The sequence below is a fragment of the Ochrobactrum teleogrylli genome, from assembly GCF_006376685.1.
Classification (GTDB): Bacteria; Pseudomonadota; Alphaproteobacteria; order Rhizobiales; family Rhizobiaceae; genus Brucella; species Brucella teleogrylli.
The window spans coordinates 141,012-159,900 of the sequence record NZ_VEWL01000002.1; the positions used below are offsets into that span (position 1 = coordinate 141,012).

Here is an 18,889-nt window from a genome sequence, read left to right on the forward strand (position 1 = left end):
GGCCTTGTCGGTATCATCACGGTGACTTCCTCCAAGTCATGACCCGCAAATAAACCGACTTCGGCTATTCAATAGAATGAAACAATCATTAGAAAATTCTCGTGGAATTATAATTCCATTTCTGCTAGCCCATGTCAATCGCATAAGCTCTCCCCGAAACGCATATTTTCCGACTGGATGATGCGTATCGCGGGCAGAACTTTGCCAGCATGTATGGTGTCAGCGCTTGGGAGGATGGCATGGCAGTCGTTACAGGTCTGATCGGGTCCGGCTTTATGGGCAAGACCCATGCGCTGGCGCTTGCCAACGTCAATCGCATCTTCGATCTGCCTTTGCAGGTCGAGTTGCACACGCTGGCCGATATCGATGAAACAACCGCTGAGAAAGCCGCAAGACAACTGGGCTTTGCCCATGCGACCGGCAACTGGTGCGACCTGATTGCCGATCCGACAATCAACCTTATCGATATCACCACGCCCAACCGATTTCACAAGGAAATGGCGCTGGCGGCGATTGAAGCAGGCAAGCATGTCTATTGCGAAAAGCCACTTGCCCCCAGCGCAGCCGATTGTCTGGAAATGACGCTCGCGGCGGAGAAGAAAGGTGTCCAGACAGCCGTTGGTTTCAACTATCTCAAGAACCCGATGATCCGGCTGGCGAAAGACATTATAGACAGCGGAGAAATTGGCGAGGTCCGGAACTTTCGCGGCATCCATGCGGAAGATTTCATGGCCGATGCGCGTATTCCGTGGACATGGCGGCTGGACCCGGCTGGCGGCGGCGGTGCCCTTGCCGATATTGGCAGCCACATCATCGCCGCCGCACGCTATCTGGTCGGCCCGATTGCCGAAGTCATGGGCAGGACCGTCACCGCCATTCGCGAGCGCCCGGACAGCGCCGATCCTTCACAAAGCAAGCCGGTTGAAGTGGACGATGTCTGCCATGCCATGATCAGTTTTGCCAATGGGGCGACCGGGACGCTGGAAGCAAGCTGGATCGCCAGCGGGCGCAAAATGCAGCACGACTTTGAAATCTCCGGCTCGAAGGGCGCGATCTTCTTCACGCAGGAGCGGTTCAATGAGCTGGACCTGTTTCTTCATGCCGACAAAAAAGGCCAGCAGGGTTTTCGCAAGATTTTTGCCGGTCCCGACCACGAACCCTATGGTTCGTTCTGCGTGGCGGCGGGACACCAGATCGGTTTCAACGACCTCAAGACCATCGAAGTGCGCGACTTCCTGCTGGCTATTGCTGGCCATAAAACCGGCCATGCCGATTTCCGTGAAGGTTATGAAGTGCAAAAGACGCTGGAAACGATCTACGCTTCGGCGCGGGAACGCCAGTGGCGCAGAGTTTAAGCGCGGGACTTCGGCTGCACGATGAACTGCCCGTCGATATGCAGGATATGCGCCTCGATCCCGTAAACCTGCCGCAGCCGCTCCGGCGTCAGCACGTCCTGTGGCGGGCCATCCGCCGCAAGAAGCCCGTTCTCGAGAATGATCAGCCGCGTGCAATATTGTGCCGCAAGGCCAAGCTCATGCAGCGAGGCGATCACCGTTCGGCCTTCCTGCGCAAGCGCTGCAAAGTTTTCCATCAAGGCCAGTTGATGCGACGGATCAAGCCCGGCGACCGGCTCGTCGGCGAGGATCACAGGCGTATCCTGCGCCAGAACGCGGGCGATCAGCACTCGCGCCAGTTCACCGCCGGAAAGCGCGTTGGCTGGCCGCTCGGCAAAGGCTTCCACATCCATGCGCTGCATCGCCGAACGGATCAGCGCTTCATCGCCAGCGTCCAGCGAAGCAAAGCTTGGCTTCAGCGCCGACCGTCCCAATGACACCAGCATATGCGCGGAAACCGGCCAGGCGACATCGCGCTCCTGCGGCAGATAGGCAACCGCACCAGCTTTGTCGCGGGCGTTGAAATTGGCTATTCCTCGTCCATCGAGTGAAACCGCGCCATCTGCCCGAACAAGGCCGAGCATTGCTTTCAAAAGCGTGGTTTTGCCTGCGCCATTGGGTCCGATCAGGCCGATGAACTCGCCGGGGCCTGCATCGAAGCTGACGCGATCCAGCACGGTTTTCCCGCCCAGCGACACGCTGATATTTTGAACCGAGAGCACCGTCATACGAGTTGCCTGCGATATTTGAACACCAGCCACAGGAAGAACGGCGCGCCGATCAGGGCCGTGACGACGCCGAGCTTCAGTTCTCGTCCCGGCATGGCGACCCGCACCACTATATCGGCAGCAAGCAGCAAAGCCGCACCGCCCAAGCTACTCGCGACAAGCAGCCGCGATGGTCGCGCCCCGACCAGCGGTCGCAGCAGATGCGGCACCACAAGACCGACAAATCCGATAGCGCCCGCCACTGCCGTCGAAGCACCGACGCAAAGCGCTGTGCCCAACACGGCCAGAAGCTGCGCGCGGGCCAGACTGACACCCATGCTGGCCGCTGCATCGGCACCGAGCGTCAGGCTGTCGAGCGACCGCCCCAGCGACAGAAGCATGATCCAGCCAATGATGATGAACGGAACCACCAGCATCACATGGGTCATCGAGCGGTCTGCCAACGAGCCGAGCATCCAGAACACGATTTCCATCGCTGCGAAGGGGTTAGGCGAAAGGTTGAGCGCCAGAGCAGTCAGCGCTCCGGCTAGGCTGGTCACCGCGACACCGGCCAGAATGACCGTCAATGTTCCGGCATTGCGCCCGGCCAGAAGCTTGACGAGAAAGACCGATGCGAATGCACCGGCCAGTGCCAGCAAAGGCAGGGCCAAGGGAAACAGCAGCGACAGCCCGGTATAAATGGCGATGACTGCGCCAAGCGAAGCCGAAGCGCTGACACCGAGCAATCCGGGTTCTGCCAGCGGGTTTCGCAGATAGCCTTGCAGGGCCGCCCCAGAAAGCCCCAGCGACGCGCCGATCAGCAAAGCCAGCAAGGCGCGCGGCAGGCGGATCTCACGCATCACCAGCACGATGGCATCGCCCTCGCCGCTGAACAGCGCCCGGAGACTGTCGCTCACGGCAATATTGGCTGGCCCGGTCAGCAGCGACCACGCGAAAAGAACCGCCACAAGCACGGTAAGGCTGACGAGCAAAAGCACGAAACGAGTGTTTTCAGTCACGCGCCGCCTCGCCAAGTTTTTCCACCGCCTCAACACTGAACGGCCCGCCGCAAACGGTCAGATTATCGGGAAGCCTCATTGCTTTCGCCTCGCGCTCCAGCGCCTGCAAAGCCGGATGCCGGAAATTCTGGAAAGCCAGCGCCGGTGCGCGCTCGCTTGCACTGAGGACAAGCATATCCGGCTTTTCCATCACCAGCATTTCGAGAGGTAGCGCCGCAGGTCCGTTCACGCCAGCGCGGTCGGCGATATTGTCCAGCCCTGCCCGCTTGACCGCCTCGTCAATCAACGTGCCGCGCCCGGATGTGTAACTATTGGCGAAATAAAGCGCGACAGTCTTGCGTTGCTGCGGCTTTTCTATTGCCGCAAGTCTAGATCGCATGGAGGCGACCAGCGCTTCCGCCTGTTCTTCGCGTCCAAGCAACGCGCCCATCCGCCTTAGATGCGCTTCGATATCGTCAAACGAGCGCGCAGGCGTGAACTGTTCCACATGCAGGCCAAGCCTGCGCAGAAGATCGACCGTCACCTGCGATGAAAATGTGCCCGCCAGCACCAGATCGGGCTTCATGAGGAAAATCTCCTCTGCTTCAGCCCGATTAACCGGTATTGTCGCCGCCTGCCCGGCCAGCACGGAAAGCTGCGGATCGCGCGACAGACGGGAAACCGACCGCAACTGTCCCGGCGCGGCCAGAAGCATGGCCAGTTGATCGGTGCAGACATTGATCGACACCACGCGCTGTGGCGGTGCAGCCTTGGCAGAAGAAAGAGCGACCGAAACCATGGCTGCCAGCGCCATAAGCCAGTTTGCGCCAAGGATCGTCGCTCTCGTCATCCGTCGATAAACCCTCAGAAATTCCGCGTCAGACCGATGTTGAAGGTACGGCCCGGCGCAATATAACCGGAGGTCGTCTGGTAGTCCTTGTCAAAGATGTTCTCGACCGAGAACTTCAGCTTTGACTGCTTGTCGATGGCATAAAGCGCCACGAAATCGGCAGTTACATAGCTGCCGAGCTTCCGCGTATTTGCGGCATCCGCATAACGCGAACCGCCATAGAAGACGCGGCCCGTCAGGTCGAGACCTTCGAACGGCGTATAGTTCACTTCGGCGGTCGCCTTGAAACGTTCGCGATAGGCAAGATCGGTGTCGTTTTCTTCATCGATGGGTCGCTTGAAGTCCAGCACCCCCTTCACGCCCCATTGGTCATCGAAGCGATGCGCCAGCGTCGCCTCGAAACCTGTCACCTGAGCGCGCGCCACATTATAGGGCAGATAAGAAGGCGCGGTACTCATGATCGCATCGCGCAATTCATTGCGATAAAGCGCAAGATCAAGGCTGGTCGCCGCCGAAATCTGCCAGTTCAGCCCCACTTCATAGGAGCGTGACTTTTCCGGCTGCAGATCGGGATTGGCGAAACCGGGATAATAAAGCTCGTTGAATGTCGGCGCACGAAATCCGGTCGCATAGGACGACCGCACAACGAGGTCGGGTACAATCTCATAGCTCGCACCAATATTGTATGTCGTCACGTCGCCGAATTGCTGGTTGTGGTCGTAACGCACACCGCCATCGACGCGCAGCGCTTCATATTCCAGCGAATACTGCCCGAACACCGCCGCCAGATTGCGCCCCGTCTCGTCATAGGCGACGGTGGAATCGATCGTCTCGCGATAGGCTTCGACACCGCCGGTCACGACATGCTTTGCCTTGCCCGTTTCGAAACTTTTCTCGGTGGACGCGAAAACACCGTAGCGCTTGGTTTCATAACGGTCGGAGCCGGAGACGCCCTTGCGGAAATCACGGCTGCTATCGATGCCCGAGCTGAACTCGACTGTCGAAGACCAGTCATCCGCGTGATCGATCCGCGTGCCGATCTTGCCGGAAAAGGCTGTGCTGTAGCCCTGATCGGCGGACGGATATTCGGAATCATACTGATTGCGGCCCCGGCTCAAAAGCCCGTCCGCATAGAGCCTGCCCCAGTCAAAATCTTTTCCGAGCGAGAAGTTGAACGAGCCTTGCAGGAAACCATCCCGGTCCGGTTCGTGTCCCCACGCATCGGGGCTGGTGAAATCATAGCCCTCGGTGCCGGTGATCGCCGCACCAAAGGCATAATCGACACCCGCAGCGCTCTGCCCTTGCACCGAACCGGAAGCATAGCCGCCCCAGGGATGGGCGACGCCCGTGGACAGGCTGCCGCACCATGAGCGCTCGCCACAAGCCCCGCCCTGCTTGGTGATGATGTTGATGACGCCACCCATCGCATCGGCCCCATACTGGGCCGAATGGCCGCCCTTGGCGATCTCGATACGCTCGATTGAAGTCAGCGGAATATTGGCCAGCGCCGTGGTCCCATCCGTAGCCGATGCCGTGCGGACGCCATTGACCAGCACGACCGTCTGCTTGGACGACATGCCGCGCATATAGATGTCCGACTTCGACCCCTGCCCGCCATTCGCCTTGATCGAAACCCCGCTATAGGATTTCAGCAGTGATTGCAGATCGGGGGCCGCCGAACGCTCGATTTCAGCCGTGTCGATGACCGTTACCGACGAGGTGGATCGCTGCAACGACGTTGCGCGACGAAGCGGCGTGACAACAATCGTATTGAGAACCACGCTTGCATTGGCATCGCCCGCGCCGCTGGCGGTTTGGGCCGATGCGGCAAGCGGATTTGCAGCCGCAAAAGCAGCCGTCAGCAAAATGGATAATTTTGGAATATGCACCTGTATCGTCTCCTGCAAGGCGGTATCGCCTGACCGCAGGTCGAAGAAATAGGGGAAACCCATTTCCCGTTCCGGCGGCAACATTTGTCCAATGTCACCGCTACGGAAAGCCGCGCCCCGACACGCCCCGCGTCGAAACTAGGTGACCGGATACGGCAGGTCTCCTGACTTCCGGGTCGCCGCTGTTCTTCCGCCTTCCCGAGTGCAAAAACTGCTCTCAGTGGCTTGATCGCCTGAGCGATTGTGGAAGATAGCTCTCCGGTTACAGTTGCGGGGGCAGTCGCAGAATTGGCCAGATGGCCTCACCGCGTTCCCTTTTCATCCGCCTTTTACAGCGAAACCGTTTCCTGAAACGAGCCCTAGCAAGGCTGATGCGGATTCGCAATGCGCCGAAAAGCGCGCTCCCCTGAATCGCATTCTCAACGAAGCGATTCAGGGCATTGTTTTCAAAAGGCTTTGATTATCTCAAAAACGCCCGGAAGCGTTGCAGCGCGAAGTAAAACAGCACCGAGCCGATGACGATCAGGGCCAGAAATTGCGGCCAGACTACGCCGATCCCCGCCCCTCGAAACAGGATCGCCTGCGCCAATATGACGAAATGCGTGTTTGGAGCCACCAGCATGATGTTCTGGATGATATCCGGCATACTTTCCCGCGGGGTCATGCCGCCGGAAAGTACCTGCAACGGCATTAGCACCAGCATCAGCAACATGCCGAACTGCGGCATGGAGCCTGCAACCGTTGCCAGAAAAATGCCGAGGCTGGTGGTTGCGAAAAGCTGCAATGCGGCGCCAGCCAGAAACAGCAGAACCGATCCATAAATCGGCACCGCTAGCAGACCTTGCACTACAAAGATCAGCGCAAAGGCCGAAGCGACCAGCACGACCAGCCCCATGGACCAGACCTTGCTGACCATGATTTCAACCGGCGTCACCGGCATGACGAGCAAATGCTCGATGGTGCCATGCTCGCGCTCGCGGATCAGCGCAGCACCCGTCAGGATGATCGACAGCATGGTGACCGACGAAATGACATTGTTGATCGCGCCGAACCAGCTCTTGTTCAGATCCTGATTGAAGCGGGATCGCAAATTGAGATCGACCTTCGTATCCGCCGTGCCGCGATAACGGTTCAGGAACTCGTTCACCTCACTGGAGACGATGGACTGAACATAGCCACCGCCCGTAAAGGCCTGACTCATGCGAGTTGCATCCACATTGAGCTGGATGGTCGGCGAGCGCCCGGCAAGCAGATCGCGCTGAAAATTCGGCGGAATGTTCAGCGCGAAAGTGTCGAGCCCTTCATCCATGCGGCTGTCCATCTCGTAGGAAGAAATGAGTTTGGGCGGCACGAAATAAGGCGGGTAGAAAGCCGAGGTGATACGGTTTGAGACCGGCGATTGGTCTTCATCGACAATCGCGATAGCCGCATTGCTGAGATTTTCGGGCTGGGCCCGGGCAGAGGTATAGACCGCAAGCGTAAACGCATAGACGATCAGCAGCAGAAGCATAGGATCGCGGGCGAGACCGCGCAATTCCTTGATACCGAGCTGGAATATATTGGCTATCCGCATCTCAGCCCGCCTGTTTCTTGAGAAGGAGAATGGCCAGCACCATCAGCACCGGAATGGCGATCAGCAAGGGTATGAACGACCCGGCAAGATCGCCAAAATCAAGCGCCTTGGAGAAAACCCCGCGCGAGATGGTCACGAAATAGGTCGTCGGGTAAATCTTGCCGATGAATGCGCCCGCACCCTGCAATGACGAAACCGGATCGATGATGCCGGAATATTGCACCGCCGGAATGAGTGTCAGCAAGGCCGTGCCGAAGATGGCGGCAATCTGGCTGCTCATGAAGGTGGAAAGCACCAGACCCATGCCGGTCGCGATGATGACATAGAGCAGCGCCGCCGCTGCATAGGTGAGGAAACTGCCGGTAAACGGCACCCGGAAGATGAAGACAGCAAAGGCTGTCAGCATCAGGAAGTTGAGGAAGGCGAGTGCAATATAGGGCAATTGCTTGCCGAACAGGAACTCGAATTTGGTCACCGGCGTCACATAGAAATTGATGATCGAGCCCAGTTCCTTTTCGCGCACCACACTCAAAACCGCGAGCATGGCCGGGATCATCAAAAGCAGCATTGGAATGACTGCTGGAACCATTGCCACCAGACTCTGGACATCGGGATTGTAGCGATAGCGAATTTCCAGATTGAAATTGCCGACCGTCGCCGCATTGCCATAAAGCTCGCGCGCCTTTTGCGTCAGCCAGTTGGCATGCATGCCTTGCACATAGCCGCGCACCGTTTCAGCGCGGGTGGGCATGGCACCGTCGATCCAGGCCGCCACCTCGACAGGCCGCCCATGCGCGATATTTGCGCCGAAACGTGGCGGTATCTCGATGGCAAGGCTAATCTCGCCGTTGCGCATCCGCCGGTCGAGATCGTCATAATCGGTAATCGGCGGCATTTCAGTGAAATAGCGCGACCCGGCAATCTGCTGCGTATAATCGCGGCTGACCGTCGTATCGTCGCGGTCCAGAACCGCAAATGTCAGGTTTTCGACATTGAGATTGATGCCGTAACCGATCACGAACATCAAAATCACCGTGCCAAGAATGGCGAGTGTCGCGCGGATTGGATCGCGCTTCAATTCCAGCGCCTCGCGCCGTGTATAAGCCAGCATGCGGCGCGGATTGGGAAGCCAACTCGGCTGAGGCTTGGGAGGACTGACGGCAGCCTGAACCGGCGCTGGTGCCTCTTCCGTAACGGGTGCCGCCGGTTGCCCCGTCTCGCCGATGGCTTCGGTCAGATAGGCGATAAAGGCTTCTTCCAAGGTCGCCGCATTGCGGCTTGCCGTGATCGCTTTCGGCGTTTCACTGATCAGCACCTTGCCCGCATGCATCAATGAAATGCGGTCGCACAACTCCGCCTCATTCATGAAGTGGGTCGAGACGAAAATCGTCACATTATCCTTGCGCGACAGGTCGGCCAGAATTTCCCAGAAAGCATCACGCGCCACCGGGTCCACGCCAGAGGTCGGCTCATCGAGAATGAGAATATCCGGCGAATGGATCAGCGCCACCGCCAAAGACAGGCGCTGGCGAATACCAAGCGGCATGGAATCCGGCAATTCGTCCATCACACCGGCCAGATCGAAACGCTCGGAAAGTTCCTTGATGCGCCGCGCGGTCAGTTCCGGCTCCATGCCGAAAAGCTTGGCATGCAGTTCCAGATTCTGGAGAACCGTCAGCTCGGAATAAAGCGAAAAGGCCTGCGACATGTAGCCGACGCGCCGCCTGATATCGATATCCTTCGGATCGACCTCGCGCCCGAACAACCGTGCAATGCCATCGCTGGCGGGCAGAAGGCCGGTCAGCACCTTCATGGTGGTGGATTTGCCGCAGCCATTGGAGCCGAGGAATCCGAAAATTTCGCCGCGTGGAATGCGGAAGCTCACATTATCGACCGCCGTGAAATTGCCGAACCGAACCGTGACATGTTCGGCTTCAATGGCGATCTCGGCATCGGCACCCGGCGCGCGCGGCGGAATGACGATTTCCTTGTGCCCCTGCCGCAATTCCTCCGGCAGCAAAGCGATGAAGGCCGCATCGAGATTGGGCGTTTTAGTGCGTTCGAGAAGCTCCCGCGGCGTGCCCGTCGCCAATATCTGCCCGTCATTCATCGCGACAAGCCAGTCAAAACGCTCCGCTTCCTCCATATAGGCGGTCGCGACGATGACACTCATCCCCGGACGGTCCTTGCGGATATCGTCGATCAGTTCCCAGAACTGCCGGCGCGACAGGGGATCGACGCCAGTGGTCGGTTCATCGAGGATCAGCAGATCAGGATCGTGGATCAGCGAACAGCAGAGGCTCGTCTTCTGTTTCATGCCGCCCGAGAGCTTGCCTGCCGGGCGATCCGCAAAGGGTGACATGCCAGTGCGCGCCAGAAGATCGGCAATGCGCCGCTCCCGCTCCTGCCTGTCATGGCCGAACAGCCGTCCGAAAAAATCAATATTCTCGAAAACCGAGAGCGTCGGATAAAGGTTCTTGCCAAGGCCTTGCGGCATATAGGCGATGCGCGGATAGGCAGATTCGCGATGCTTCCGATCGGCAATATCGCCGCCCAGCACCTCAATGTGCCCTTCCTGCATGCTGCGCGCGCCGGAAACCAGCGACAGCAGGCTCGATTTGCCGACGCCATCGGGACCGATCAGGCCGATCATACGCCCGGCGGGGATATCGAGATCAACATCGCGCAGCGCCTGCGCAGCGCCATAGGACAATTTTACGCCCTTTGCGCGAACGACAAAACTGTCGCCTCCCGCCTCAGACTGGACCGAAGCGTCACTCATTTTACGGTTTCCGCGAGGTTCTTCGGCCATTCAGCGGCGGGGTCGAGCTTTACATAGGCCATGCCCGGTAGCCCGGTCTTCACCTGCTGGATATATTTCTGAAGCAGTTCCGGCGAAATCTTTGCCTTGACGCGGAACATCAGCTTCTGGCGTTCCTCTTCGGTTTCAACCGTCTTCGGCGTGAACTGCGCCACATCGGCCACGAAGGAAATCGTGGCCGGAATGACATATTGCGGCGCGGCATCCAGCACGATGCGGGCTTCGGCGCCGATTGCGACACGACCGGCCTGCGCAGTCGGCAGGAAAAACGTCATATAGACATCGCCAAGGTCAACGAGGTTGAGCACGCGACCGCCAGCCGAAAGCACTTCGCCGGGCTGGGCGACACGATACTGCACCCGCCCCGCCGTTGGCGCGACCAGCGTTGCGTCGTTGATATCCGCCATGATGCTGGCAATCGCCGCCTTGGCGGCTTCCACCGATGCCTCGGCATCGACAACCTGCGCCTTGGCGGCATTGATGGCCGCGTCGCTTGCCGCAAGCTGCGCCTTGGCAGCCTCGACCGCTGCCTGCGCGCCTTGCGCAGTGGCGCGGTCATCATCGAGAACCTGTTCGGAGACGGTTCGCGATTGGGTCAACGCCTGCGAACGTGCCAGACGCCGCTGTGCCGCATCGAGTTGCGCATTGCGCTGGGCGACCGTCGCCTGATTGGCGGCAAATTCCGCCTGTCGCTGTATGACGAGGCTCTGTGCCGTCTCGATGCCGATCTGCGCCCGGCGCAATTGCGCTTCCGCCTGTGCGCGCTGGCTTTCAAGCTGATCGGTATCCATGCGAGCGAGAATATCGCCCTGTTTGACGAATGAACCCTCATTGGCAAGTATTTCGCGGATACGGCCAGGGCTCTTGGTCGAAATATCGATTTCGGTTGCTTCGATACGGCCATTGCCGGAGGCAATTCCTTCGGGCAATCCGCTGCCGTTCAGCGCCTTCCAGGCATAGTAACCACCAGCAGCCAGCGCCACCACCACTGCAGCCACAATCCATTGCTTGCGGTTGGAACTCATGCGAAACACCCTTTTTGCAATATCTACGACAATGCCGGCATTATTCCCGAGTTAGTTCAAGGCATTGGCAGGCGATCCCCATTGTCGGGCTGTTCGCAATCCCACCGCCCCGCTCGATAGTCATCGGAGAACCATATGGTTGAGGATATGGAACAACTGCACAGGTTGACAACCAGCGAATGCTAATAAACGCGGTATAAAGTAAATGCCGTTGCGGCCCTGCATAGTGGCCCCGAATTTCAATCGCTTTGACCTTGATCAATAGACGCTAAAATACTGGCAATTTCTTCAAAATACTCGACCGACGAGAAGCGCGGGTGCCGATTTGGTGAAATAGAGGGGCAACGCCGACAGCACCCGCTGGCTGTCGAAAACGGCGCTACGGAAGATCGCGCTGGTATGCGCTCGACAGATTTGATGAAGGCCGGGATGCCATTTAGGGCCGGACATCCCGGGTCGCCGATTCTGGTGGAAACCAGCAACGGCATAAGGATTAGCAACTCTGCGGGAAGCGCACTTTGATCAGGATCAAAGATGCGCGGTGAAACGCGCTATTTCTGGCCGCACTTGCCCCACGTCTTCTTCAAATAATCCGATACGTTCTTCAGTTTTGGGTCGGACAGAAATCCCTGTCGAAACAGGATGCTGCCCTTCACTTCCGGCAGCGACTGGTTCAGTTCCAGCTGGCGCTTGATCTCGCTTAAGCCGCCACCTGCCTGCCAGCCCGGCTCCGACGCGGTTGCGGTTCCGGCGCGATAAAGCGCCATGCCGATGTAAAGATCAGTCTTGGTGCCGCGCACCGTATCCGCCCACCATTTGACGATCGTGTCGTAGGGCACGGCCTTGCGTCCGAACGACCAGTAAACCTGCGGCGCGATATAATCGATCAGGCCGTCCTTGACCCAGCGTCTCGTATCGGCGAAATCGCCGTCATAATTCGTCTTGCCCGCGCGCGTGGCAGACCCTAGCGGATCGTCGGCCTTGTTGCGCCAGACCCCACCGGGGCTGATGCCAAAGCGCACATTCGGCTTGATCGACTTGATCTTGTCGGAAATTTCCTGAACCAAAGTATAGGTATTGTAACGTCGCCAGTCATATTTTCTGGCAAAGCGTGTACCGAAACGCGCATAGGTCTTGTCGTCATCGAGAGGCGAGGACGCGGTTTCATAATAGAAGTAATCGTCGAACTGGATTCCATCGACATTGTATTTCTGCACGACCTCGGCGGTGATGTTCGTCACCCATTGGCGAACGGCGGGAATGCCAGGATCGAGAACATAGCGATCCGCCGACACGCCGACCCAGCTTGGATGGGTTTTGTAGACACTCGGCGGCGAATCCTTTGACGAGTTCTTCAATTCCTTGCGCGTGGATGCCTCGACGTCCATCGAAACCCGATAGGGATTGAGCCAGGCATGCAGTTCGATGCCGCGCTTATGTGCCTGCTCAATGGCAAACTGCAACGGATCAAAGCCGGGGTTCTTGCCGAGCGTCCCGGTCAGATAAGACGACCACGGCAGATAGGATGACGCATAGAATGCATCCGCTGCTGGCGACACCTGAAACACCACCGCATTGATTCCGTGTTCCGACGCCTCGTTGAAGAGGTTCACCAGCTCCTGTTTTTGCCGCCGGATGCGTTCATCGTCATTTTCGATTTTCGTTGACGCCCGCGATGGCCAGTCGAGATTGAGAACCGTGGCGATCCAGCTTGCCTGAAACGCATCGCAATGGGGGGACATGGGCGGCGATATGTCGAGAGGCATGGGCATTCCGCTTTTGATTTTGCATTTCCAGCCGCAAACATTACGGCCAAGGCTTGGATATGGTTCTTATAGGCGTTAGCTTAAAGCAGAATCTGGAGAAGCGAGGAAACATGTACAAGAATATTGTCGCCACGACCGATGGATCGGAATTCGCCGAGCGTGGTCTCGTGCATGCATTCCAGCTGGCCAAGGCCGTTGGAGCCAAGGTTACGGTTGTGACGGTCACCGCACCTTATTCCGTGTCCGGCCTGCCCGGCGGTTGGACCGACAGTCCGGCTTTCATCGAACGTTTCGAACAGGAATGGAAGGATTTCGCCGATACGACACTGATACGCGCGCGCGAACTGGCAGTCGAGGCTGGCTGCGAAGTCCACACGCTGCATGTGGTCGAGCAGCACCCGGCAACAGCCATCATCGAATCCGCGACCGAACTGGGCAGCGATTTGATCGTCATGGCATCCAACGGACGGCGCGGTTTCAAGGGCCTGCTGCTCGGCAGCCAGACCTATGAAGTCGTTACACGCAGCACGATTCCAGTGCTTGTCGTTCGATAAGTGAAGAATGATCGAAGTCGCGGCGATCAGCTTGTTTGATGACCGCTGGCGCTTTCAATATCCACCCGGAAGAAAACCGGCTCCAGCTTGCGGGTGTCGCCTTCCTTGGTGATGGTCTTGGTATAGGCCGGTTCCCACCAAGTCGGCTCAGCAGACATGATACTGACGATGGCCGCCTTCTCGTCTTCCCGCGCGATCTCACGATAGCGACCGTGCAGCACCACGGTTTTCCATTCGGTGCGGGATAGAATGTGGTCGAAGAGGATGCAGACAGCATCGTTCTTGCGCATCGCTTCGGTCTTCTGCCCATCGGTCGTGAAGGAATAAAGCGACCCGCCATTGAAGCGGAAACTCATCGGCACAATAACCGGGCGGTCATCCAGAATATAAGCCAGCCGCCCCATATGCGAATTCTGAATCATGTCCCGAAGATCGTAGTCCGACATTTCCTTGATCAACATGGCGTATCGTCTCCTGAAAAAGCTTCCCCATACTCCTAATACATAGGGCGGTGAGCTTGCCTTGACAGAGATCAAGGAGACGAAAGGATTTGCGTCAGATGAAAAGCCGCCCCTCGGCGATCTTGACCGCCGTTCCACCAATGCGCGCGCCTGTCAGCTTCTGCCCGTTGACGTCGAGTTCAAGACGGATGAGCGACGGACGCCCCATTTCCATGCCCTGCTCGATCCACCATTGCGAACTGCCGTCCATCGGCTTATCGTTCTGCTGGATCATTCCGGCAAAGGCTGCAGCCGCCGAACCCGTCGCCGGGTCTTCATAGACATTCGCCCCGGTCACGAACATACGGGCATGATAATTGCTGTTGAACAGGATCGTCTCGCGGCAATAGACATAGATCGGCAGCGGACGCCCATCGACATGTGGCAGGTTCTCCGTGACATAGACCGGATCGATCGACACCTTGGCCGCAGCGATGAGATTGTGAACCGGCACGAGAAGATAAGGCGTTCCCGCGCTCCAGATGCCGGGCACATGATTCTCGAAGCCTATCTCATGCGTTCCAAGCCCGATGGCGGCGGCTGCTTCTTCTTTCTCGATCCGTATGTCGATCTTTTCCGGCAAGCGCGGAAGATCGAATTCGGCAAAGGCGCTGTTGTCACCCAGAATGACGCCACAGCGCACAATACCCACCTTTTCTTCCAGCGCGACAAGCCGGTCGGCCTCATCGCCGGTGTTGCGACGACGCGCCAGCGAAACGGCGGCGCCCACCGTCGGATGACCGGCAAAAGGCAATTCGTAATCGGGCGTGAAAATCCGAACCGCAGCCTCATGGGCGGGATTGGAAGGCGGAAAAATGAAAACCGTCTCGGAAAGATTGAACTCGCGGGCGATGGCCTGCATGCGGGCATCGTTCAGCCCTTCGCAGTCATGGACGACGGCCAAAGGATTTCCGGCCAGAGCTTTCTCGGCAAAAACGTCGAAAACCTCATAGAAACGGCCGGAAACAGCGGCTTCGCTCATCCCTCAATCTCCCCTCGACACTTTTCTGGAAACCATGATCAGTGTCTTTATATTCAACCATCATCTTAATAGAATTCTGTGCGAGCATAGCCAATTTATCGGCCCTGTCACTGCCAGTCTGGCTTATTTGTTCACTGTCTGAAATGCCAGTCGGCAAAAGCACGAACATAAGACGGTGTGGCATCGCCCATCATGCCCGCTGCCTTGATCGGGATAATCTCGGCCAGTTCCGGCTCAGCCTGCGCAGATACGAAATTTTCGATGCCGGAAACCAGCTCCCGCGACGGCGCATCGAAGCGATAGCGGCGGAACAGCGCGATGCTGCGATTGCCGGTCACCAGATTGAGCTGCGCCTCGCCCTCAGCGTCGGCCAGATTGAGACCGGTTTCTTCACGCACCTCGCGCTGCATATTGGCGACGTAGTCCACGCGCCCGTCCACAATGTCGTTATCGTCGATTGAGCCTGCCGGAAAATAGATGCGTCCCCCACCGGCATTCTGCATGCCCATGCGGGCCGCAATCAGATGCCCCTCGCCTGAAACAATGACACCCACGCCAAAGATATGCCATGGACGAACTGGCTCCGGGTCGTTGCGCCAATGCATCAGCGTCGCAAAGCTGCTGCGCTTGAAACCCGCCTTCAAGACACCATCGGCCAGCCGCGCTTCCGGCGCCAAAAAGATTTCGCCATCGAACAAGGTTGGCTTTGCGGCCTGCTCACGCTTCCAGTTCAGCGCAATTATCTGCTGATGCTGCTCGGTATATTCAAGCGGCCCCGGAACGACACGGACATCGGCATCATTGATGACATGAACCGTATTTTCCCGCACATGATCCATCGTGGTTCTATCCTGCCTCTCAGACAATATTCAGCGTCACGGCGACCGGGCAATGATCACTGGCCTTGGGCCGATCCCAGCCCGTGCGCGGATAGCGCTCCACCTGCTGATCCGGTGGAAACACCGTGCGCCATGGCTGGCCGCGCCGCACAATCTGCGGCACCGCGCTTTCGTTTTTCAAAGCAAATGATGGTGACGCCAGGATGTAATCAAGCTGACAAAGATGTCGCTCCAGTGGTCCGCGCGTATGATACAACGTCCAGCGATCCATGATAGGGCGGCGCTCCACGAGATTGACGGCAAAACCATCGCCAAGCAGCACATCGAGCGCGCTGTCCTCCTCCTGAACCGGCGTGAAGTCATAGCCGTTCCATTCATCGCCACCGATGAGGATGCGCTCGCGATAATCGTTGAAATCGCCACAGATCAGCCAGCGCCGATTGGCAGCCTTGGCCGGTCCGAACTTGTCTTCGATGATGCGGCGGATCGCCTTCGCCTCGGCTTTGCGAACCGGGGATGAAGCGGTGCGCCCGTCAAAGCCGTTGCGCGCGCCGGTCATGGATTTGAGATGCGTCACGAAAAGCGAGAGCGGCTTGCCCGCAATACGCAAATCCACATTCAAACAATCCCGCTTGAAAATGCGGTCATGCGGCTCAATGCCAAGTTCTGCCAGAACAGGCTCGTACAGGCCGAAATCATTATAGGTCAGATGCGCGTGGCTCGTGACCTCGTCCACCTCTATAGGCTGGCCGTCGCGGGTCGTGTCCCGGATCATGACGGCCACGTCGATGCCCCGGCTGTCATTGCCGTCGATCAGATGTTTGTGCCGGTAGCCATGGCCGATCATCTTGAAAAGATAGCCATATTCGAAGGCGTTGAGCGCGGCCAGATTATCGACTTCCTGCAGGCACAGTATGTCGGCGCGCGTTTCGGCGATTGCGAGCGCCGTCATCTGCCTTGTGTCGTCGGCATGGGCGACAGCACGCGCCTGCTCCAGCAGACGGTATTGCGCCTCGTCACCGATTTCGAACAATTGCAGGCTGCGGTCCTGATGCAATTCATTGCGGAAGCCGGAAAAATCGAACCGGCGCATCAGATTCTCGACATTGAATGTGGCTATCGTAAACATGTGCGAGCAATCTCGCCACTTGCATCGCGATTGGCAAGGACTTCTTGGCCGCGCCGGGAATTTTCCCCGAACGGATGATTTTGGAAGATGAAACACCCATATTAAGTGTATGACGACAGCGAATGCCCGCCTCCCATACATGAAAGGCAATAGTCGTAATGCTCAAGAAAACCCTGTGCGCAGCGATGATTTCCAGTCTGTTTGCCGTTGGCTTCGCTGCGCCCGCCGTGGCGGTCGAACTGCGCAAAACGCCCTATCTGCCGTCGTTGCAGCCGACCAGACCGCCAGTCGTCAATCCCAATTCGAATACCAATCGACCCGGCCCGAATTCGCCGGGATGCTACGGCTCCGTCACCTGCCGCAACAGCGAAAACTATATCTCCGGTCAGGGTGTGTTGCGTTACAAGAACGGCGAGCCGTTGGACGTGCGCCCATCCACCCGCCCGCAGGTTAAGCGCTTCGGGCCGAGCGTCAATCACATGCAGTGGTGCTCAAACCGCTATCGCAGCTATCGCAGCTCCGATGATACCTATCAGCCCCTCGCCGGGCCGCGCACCAGCTGCAACTCGCCATTTCAATAAAGAAAGGCCGGGAAATTTCCCGGCCTTTGCTTTTTGTTCCCAGTTCTTATGCAGCAGCAGACTTGCTGTGCGTGCGGATCAGGCGGCCAAGCCGCATGATGCCTTCATCGATCATTTCGTCATTGGCGCAAGAATAGCTAAGGCGCAGCGTATTCGCGCCGGTGGCATCGGCAAAGAACGCCTTGCCGGGAACGAAAGCGACCTTTTCAGTCTCAATGGACGATGCAAGCAACTGCGCGCCATCCATGCCTTCCGGCACCGTGACCCAGATGAACATGCCGCCTTCAGGCTTGGTCCAGCTGGTGCCTTCCGGCATATATTTGGCAAGGGCTTCAAGCATGCGGTCACGGCGATGCTTGTAGACCTTGGCGACCTTGGCGACCTGTGCATCGAAGCCATGCGTCGCGACATGATAGATCGCGATCTGGTTGATGGTCGAGGAATGAAGGTCCGCCGCCTGCTTCATGAGAACGAGCTTGCGGATAACATCCTTCGAGGCAACCACGTAGCCGACGCGCAGCCCCGGTGCGAGGGTCTTCGAGAACGAGCCGCAATAGATGGTGCGGGTCTTTTCGATGTCGCCGCCATTGCGGGCGATGTCGAGCGAAAGGATCGGCGGGATGGCTTCGCCATTGTAGCGCAGATACTGATAGGCTGCGTCTTCAATGATCGGGATATTCAGCTCATCGGCTTCTGCCAGAAGCTTTTGACGGCCCGCCAGATCGACGGTCTCGCCGGTCGGATTGGCGAAATCGGCAGAAAGATAGCTGAACTTCACCTTGCCGCCAGCCTTTTCAGCGGCCTGCACATAGGATTCAGGCGTGCGGTTGCCCTTGATCGCCAGCGTGTCATAGGTCGGCTCATAGGCATTGAATGCCTGCAAGGCGCCGAGATAGGTCGGCGCAGTCACCAGCGCGGTATCATTGGGCGAAATGAACAGCTTGCCGAGATAATCGAGCGCCTGCTGCGAACCGGAGGTGATAAAAACATTGTCCTCGGTGCAGGGAATGCCGATCTTGGCCAGTTCGCCGACAAGCCAGGTGCGCAGCGGCTTGTAGCCTTCGGATACTGAATATTGCAGCGCGGCATTGGCTTCCGCACCCGTCAGCGTTTCCTTATAGGCAGCCTGAAAGGCGTCATGCGGAAACAGCGCCGGATCGGGAATGCCACCGGCAAATGAAATGATGTCCGGACGTTCCAGAAGCTTCAAAAGTTCGCGGATTTCCGATGCGCGCATGCGTTTGGAACGCGTTGCAAAAACATTTTCCCAGTCCAACACGG

At 57.9% G+C, this 18,889-nt stretch carries 16 protein-coding genes and 1 riboswitch; of the genes, 3 read left to right on the forward strand and 13 right to left on the reverse strand.

What is annotated here, in order from left to right:
• Positions 1 to 239: 239 nt before the first annotated feature.
• Entirely contained in the window at positions 240 to 1,355 is a 1,116-nt protein-coding gene (locus FIC94_RS04785) for a Gfo/Idh/MocA family protein (RefSeq protein ID WP_140024142.1), read from the forward strand.
• On the opposite strand, the gene FIC94_RS04790 is transcribed toward FIC94_RS04785, so the two are convergent.
• The 8 genes from FIC94_RS04790 to FIC94_RS04825 form a co-directional block, all read right to left on the reverse strand.
• Positions 1,352 to 2,122: an ABC transporter ATP-binding protein gene (locus tag FIC94_RS04790; protein ID WP_140024143.1), complete on the reverse strand. Its 771-nt coding sequence runs from the start codon at positions 2,120 to 2,122 to the stop codon at positions 1,352 to 1,354. The genes FIC94_RS04785 and FIC94_RS04790 overlap by 4 nt on opposite strands.
• Complete coding sequence (locus FIC94_RS04795; RefSeq protein ID WP_140024144.1) at positions 2,119 to 3,120, reverse strand: FecCD family ABC transporter permease; 1,002 nt, start codon at positions 3,118 to 3,120, stop codon at positions 2,119 to 2,121. The genes FIC94_RS04790 and FIC94_RS04795 overlap by 4 nt, the downstream gene beginning before the upstream one ends.
• Entirely contained in the window at positions 3,113 to 3,949 is an 837-nt protein-coding gene (locus tag FIC94_RS04800) for an ABC transporter substrate-binding protein (RefSeq protein ID WP_140024145.1), read from the reverse strand. Before FIC94_RS04800 ends, FIC94_RS04795 begins: the two co-directional genes overlap by 8 nt.
• Positions 3,950 to 3,963: 14 nt before the next feature.
• The gene (locus FIC94_RS04805) at positions 3,964 to 5,838 is read right to left on the reverse strand and encodes a TonB-dependent receptor domain-containing protein (protein ID WP_180917919.1); all 1,875 of its coding nucleotides are present in this window, start codon (positions 5,836 to 5,838) and stop codon (positions 3,964 to 3,966) included.
• A gap of 137 nt (positions 5,839 to 5,975) precedes the next feature.
• Positions 5,976 to 6,198: riboswitch (cobalamin riboswitch) on the reverse strand.
• Positions 6,199 to 6,298: 100 nt separating this feature from the next.
• Entirely contained in the window at positions 6,299 to 7,411 is a 1,113-nt protein-coding gene (locus FIC94_RS04810; protein WP_109369355.1) for an ABC transporter permease, read from the reverse strand.
• A 1-nt stretch (position 7,412) separates the two neighbouring features.
• Complete coding sequence (gene rbbA, locus FIC94_RS04815) at positions 7,413 to 10,223, reverse strand: ribosome-associated ATPase/putative transporter RbbA (RefSeq protein ID WP_371830891.1); 2,811 nt, start codon at positions 10,221 to 10,223, stop codon at positions 7,413 to 7,415.
• Positions 10,190 to 11,257 (reverse strand): HlyD family secretion protein, encoded by a 1,068-nt coding sequence (locus tag FIC94_RS04820; RefSeq protein ID WP_140024148.1) that lies wholly within the window; start codon positions 11,255 to 11,257, stop codon positions 10,190 to 10,192. The genes rbbA and FIC94_RS04820 overlap by 34 nt, the downstream gene beginning before the upstream one ends.
• 551 nt (positions 11,258 to 11,808) lie before the next feature.
• A complete protein-coding gene (locus tag FIC94_RS04825; protein ID WP_235891954.1) occupies positions 11,809 to 13,023 on the reverse strand; it encodes a glycoside hydrolase family 10-like protein in 1,215 nt (404 codons plus the stop codon).
• 110 nt (positions 13,024 to 13,133) lie between these two features.
• On the opposite strand from FIC94_RS04825, the gene FIC94_RS04830 reads away from it, so the two are divergent.
• Positions 13,134 to 13,577: a universal stress protein gene (locus FIC94_RS04830; RefSeq protein WP_140024149.1), complete on the forward strand. Its 444-nt coding sequence runs from the start codon at positions 13,134 to 13,136 to the stop codon at positions 13,575 to 13,577.
• Between the two features lie 26 nt (positions 13,578 to 13,603).
• Here FIC94_RS04830 and FIC94_RS04835 read toward each other — a convergent pair whose 3' ends face one another.
• The 4 genes from FIC94_RS04835 to FIC94_RS04850 form a co-directional block, all read right to left on the reverse strand.
• The gene (locus FIC94_RS04835; RefSeq protein WP_140024150.1) at positions 13,604 to 14,038 is read right to left on the reverse strand and encodes a pyridoxamine 5'-phosphate oxidase family protein; all 435 of its coding nucleotides are present in this window, start codon (positions 14,036 to 14,038) and stop codon (positions 13,604 to 13,606) included.
• Positions 14,039 to 14,132: 94 nt separating this feature from the next.
• Complete coding sequence (locus FIC94_RS04840; RefSeq protein ID WP_109369361.1) at positions 14,133 to 15,059, reverse strand: PhzF family phenazine biosynthesis protein; 927 nt, start codon at positions 15,057 to 15,059, stop codon at positions 14,133 to 14,135.
• 131 nt (positions 15,060 to 15,190) lie between these two features.
• Complete coding sequence (locus tag FIC94_RS04845) at positions 15,191 to 15,898, reverse strand: NUDIX hydrolase (RefSeq protein WP_140024151.1); 708 nt, start codon at positions 15,896 to 15,898, stop codon at positions 15,191 to 15,193.
• Between the two features lie 19 nt (positions 15,899 to 15,917).
• Positions 15,918 to 17,027 carry an endonuclease/exonuclease/phosphatase family protein gene (locus FIC94_RS04850; RefSeq protein WP_140024152.1) on the reverse strand — a complete coding sequence of 370 codons (1,110 nt, stop codon included), beginning with the start codon at positions 17,025 to 17,027 and terminating at the stop codon, positions 15,918 to 15,920.
• A 158-nt stretch (positions 17,028 to 17,185) separates the two neighbouring features.
• Between FIC94_RS04850 and FIC94_RS04855 the strand changes: the two genes are divergently transcribed.
• The gene (locus FIC94_RS04855; RefSeq protein ID WP_109369364.1) at positions 17,186 to 17,608 is read left to right on the forward strand and encodes a BA14K family protein; all 423 of its coding nucleotides are present in this window, start codon (positions 17,186 to 17,188) and stop codon (positions 17,606 to 17,608) included.
• A gap of 46 nt (positions 17,609 to 17,654) precedes the next feature.
• Here FIC94_RS04855 and FIC94_RS04860 read toward each other — a convergent pair whose 3' ends face one another.
• Positions 17,655 to 18,887 carry an aminotransferase-like domain-containing protein gene (locus FIC94_RS04860; protein ID WP_109369365.1) on the reverse strand — a complete coding sequence of 411 codons (1,233 nt, stop codon included), beginning with the start codon at positions 18,885 to 18,887 and terminating at the stop codon, positions 17,655 to 17,657.
• Between the last annotated feature and the right edge of the window lie 2 nt (positions 18,888 to 18,889).

Bases quoted from the DNA above. Each gene is read 5' to 3' on its own strand.
- FIC94_RS04825 (WP_235891954.1), bottom strand. From the start codon at position 13,023: ATGCCTCTCGACATATCGCCGCCCATGTCCCCCCATTGCGATGCGTTT.
- rbbA (WP_371830891.1), bottom strand. From the start codon at position 10,223: ATGGCCGAAGAACCTCGCGGAAACCGTAAAATGAGTGACGCTTCGGTC.
- FIC94_RS04810 (WP_109369355.1), bottom strand. From the start codon at position 7,411: ATGCGGATAGCCAATATATTCCAGCTCGGTATCAAGGAATTGCGCGGT.
- FIC94_RS04790 (WP_140024143.1), bottom strand. From the start codon at position 2,122: ATGACGGTGCTCTCGGTTCAAAATATCAGCGTGTCGCTGGGCGGGAAA.
- FIC94_RS04835 (WP_140024150.1), bottom strand. From the start codon at position 14,038: ATGTTGATCAAGGAAATGTCGGACTACGATCTTCGGGACATGATTCAG.
- FIC94_RS04850 (WP_140024152.1), bottom strand. From the start codon at position 17,027: ATGTTTACGATAGCCACATTCAATGTCGAGAATCTGATGCGCCGGTTC.
- FIC94_RS04840 (WP_109369361.1), bottom strand. From the start codon at position 15,059: ATGAGCGAAGCCGCTGTTTCCGGCCGTTTCTATGAGGTTTTCGACGTT.
- FIC94_RS04800 (WP_140024145.1), bottom strand. From the start codon at position 3,949: ATGACGAGAGCGACGATCCTTGGCGCAAACTGGCTTATGGCGCTGGCA.
- FIC94_RS04785 (WP_140024142.1), top strand. From the start codon at position 240: ATGGCAGTCGTTACAGGTCTGATCGGGTCCGGCTTTATGGGCAAGACC.
- FIC94_RS04830 (WP_140024149.1), top strand. From the start codon at position 13,134: ATGTACAAGAATATTGTCGCCACGACCGATGGATCGGAATTCGCCGAG.
- FIC94_RS04845 (WP_140024151.1), bottom strand. From the start codon at position 15,898: ATGGATCATGTGCGGGAAAATACGGTTCATGTCATCAATGATGCCGAT.
- FIC94_RS04820 (WP_140024148.1), bottom strand. From the start codon at position 11,257: ATGAGTTCCAACCGCAAGCAATGGATTGTGGCTGCAGTGGTGGTGGCG.
- FIC94_RS04855 (WP_109369364.1), top strand. From the start codon at position 17,186: ATGCTCAAGAAAACCCTGTGCGCAGCGATGATTTCCAGTCTGTTTGCC.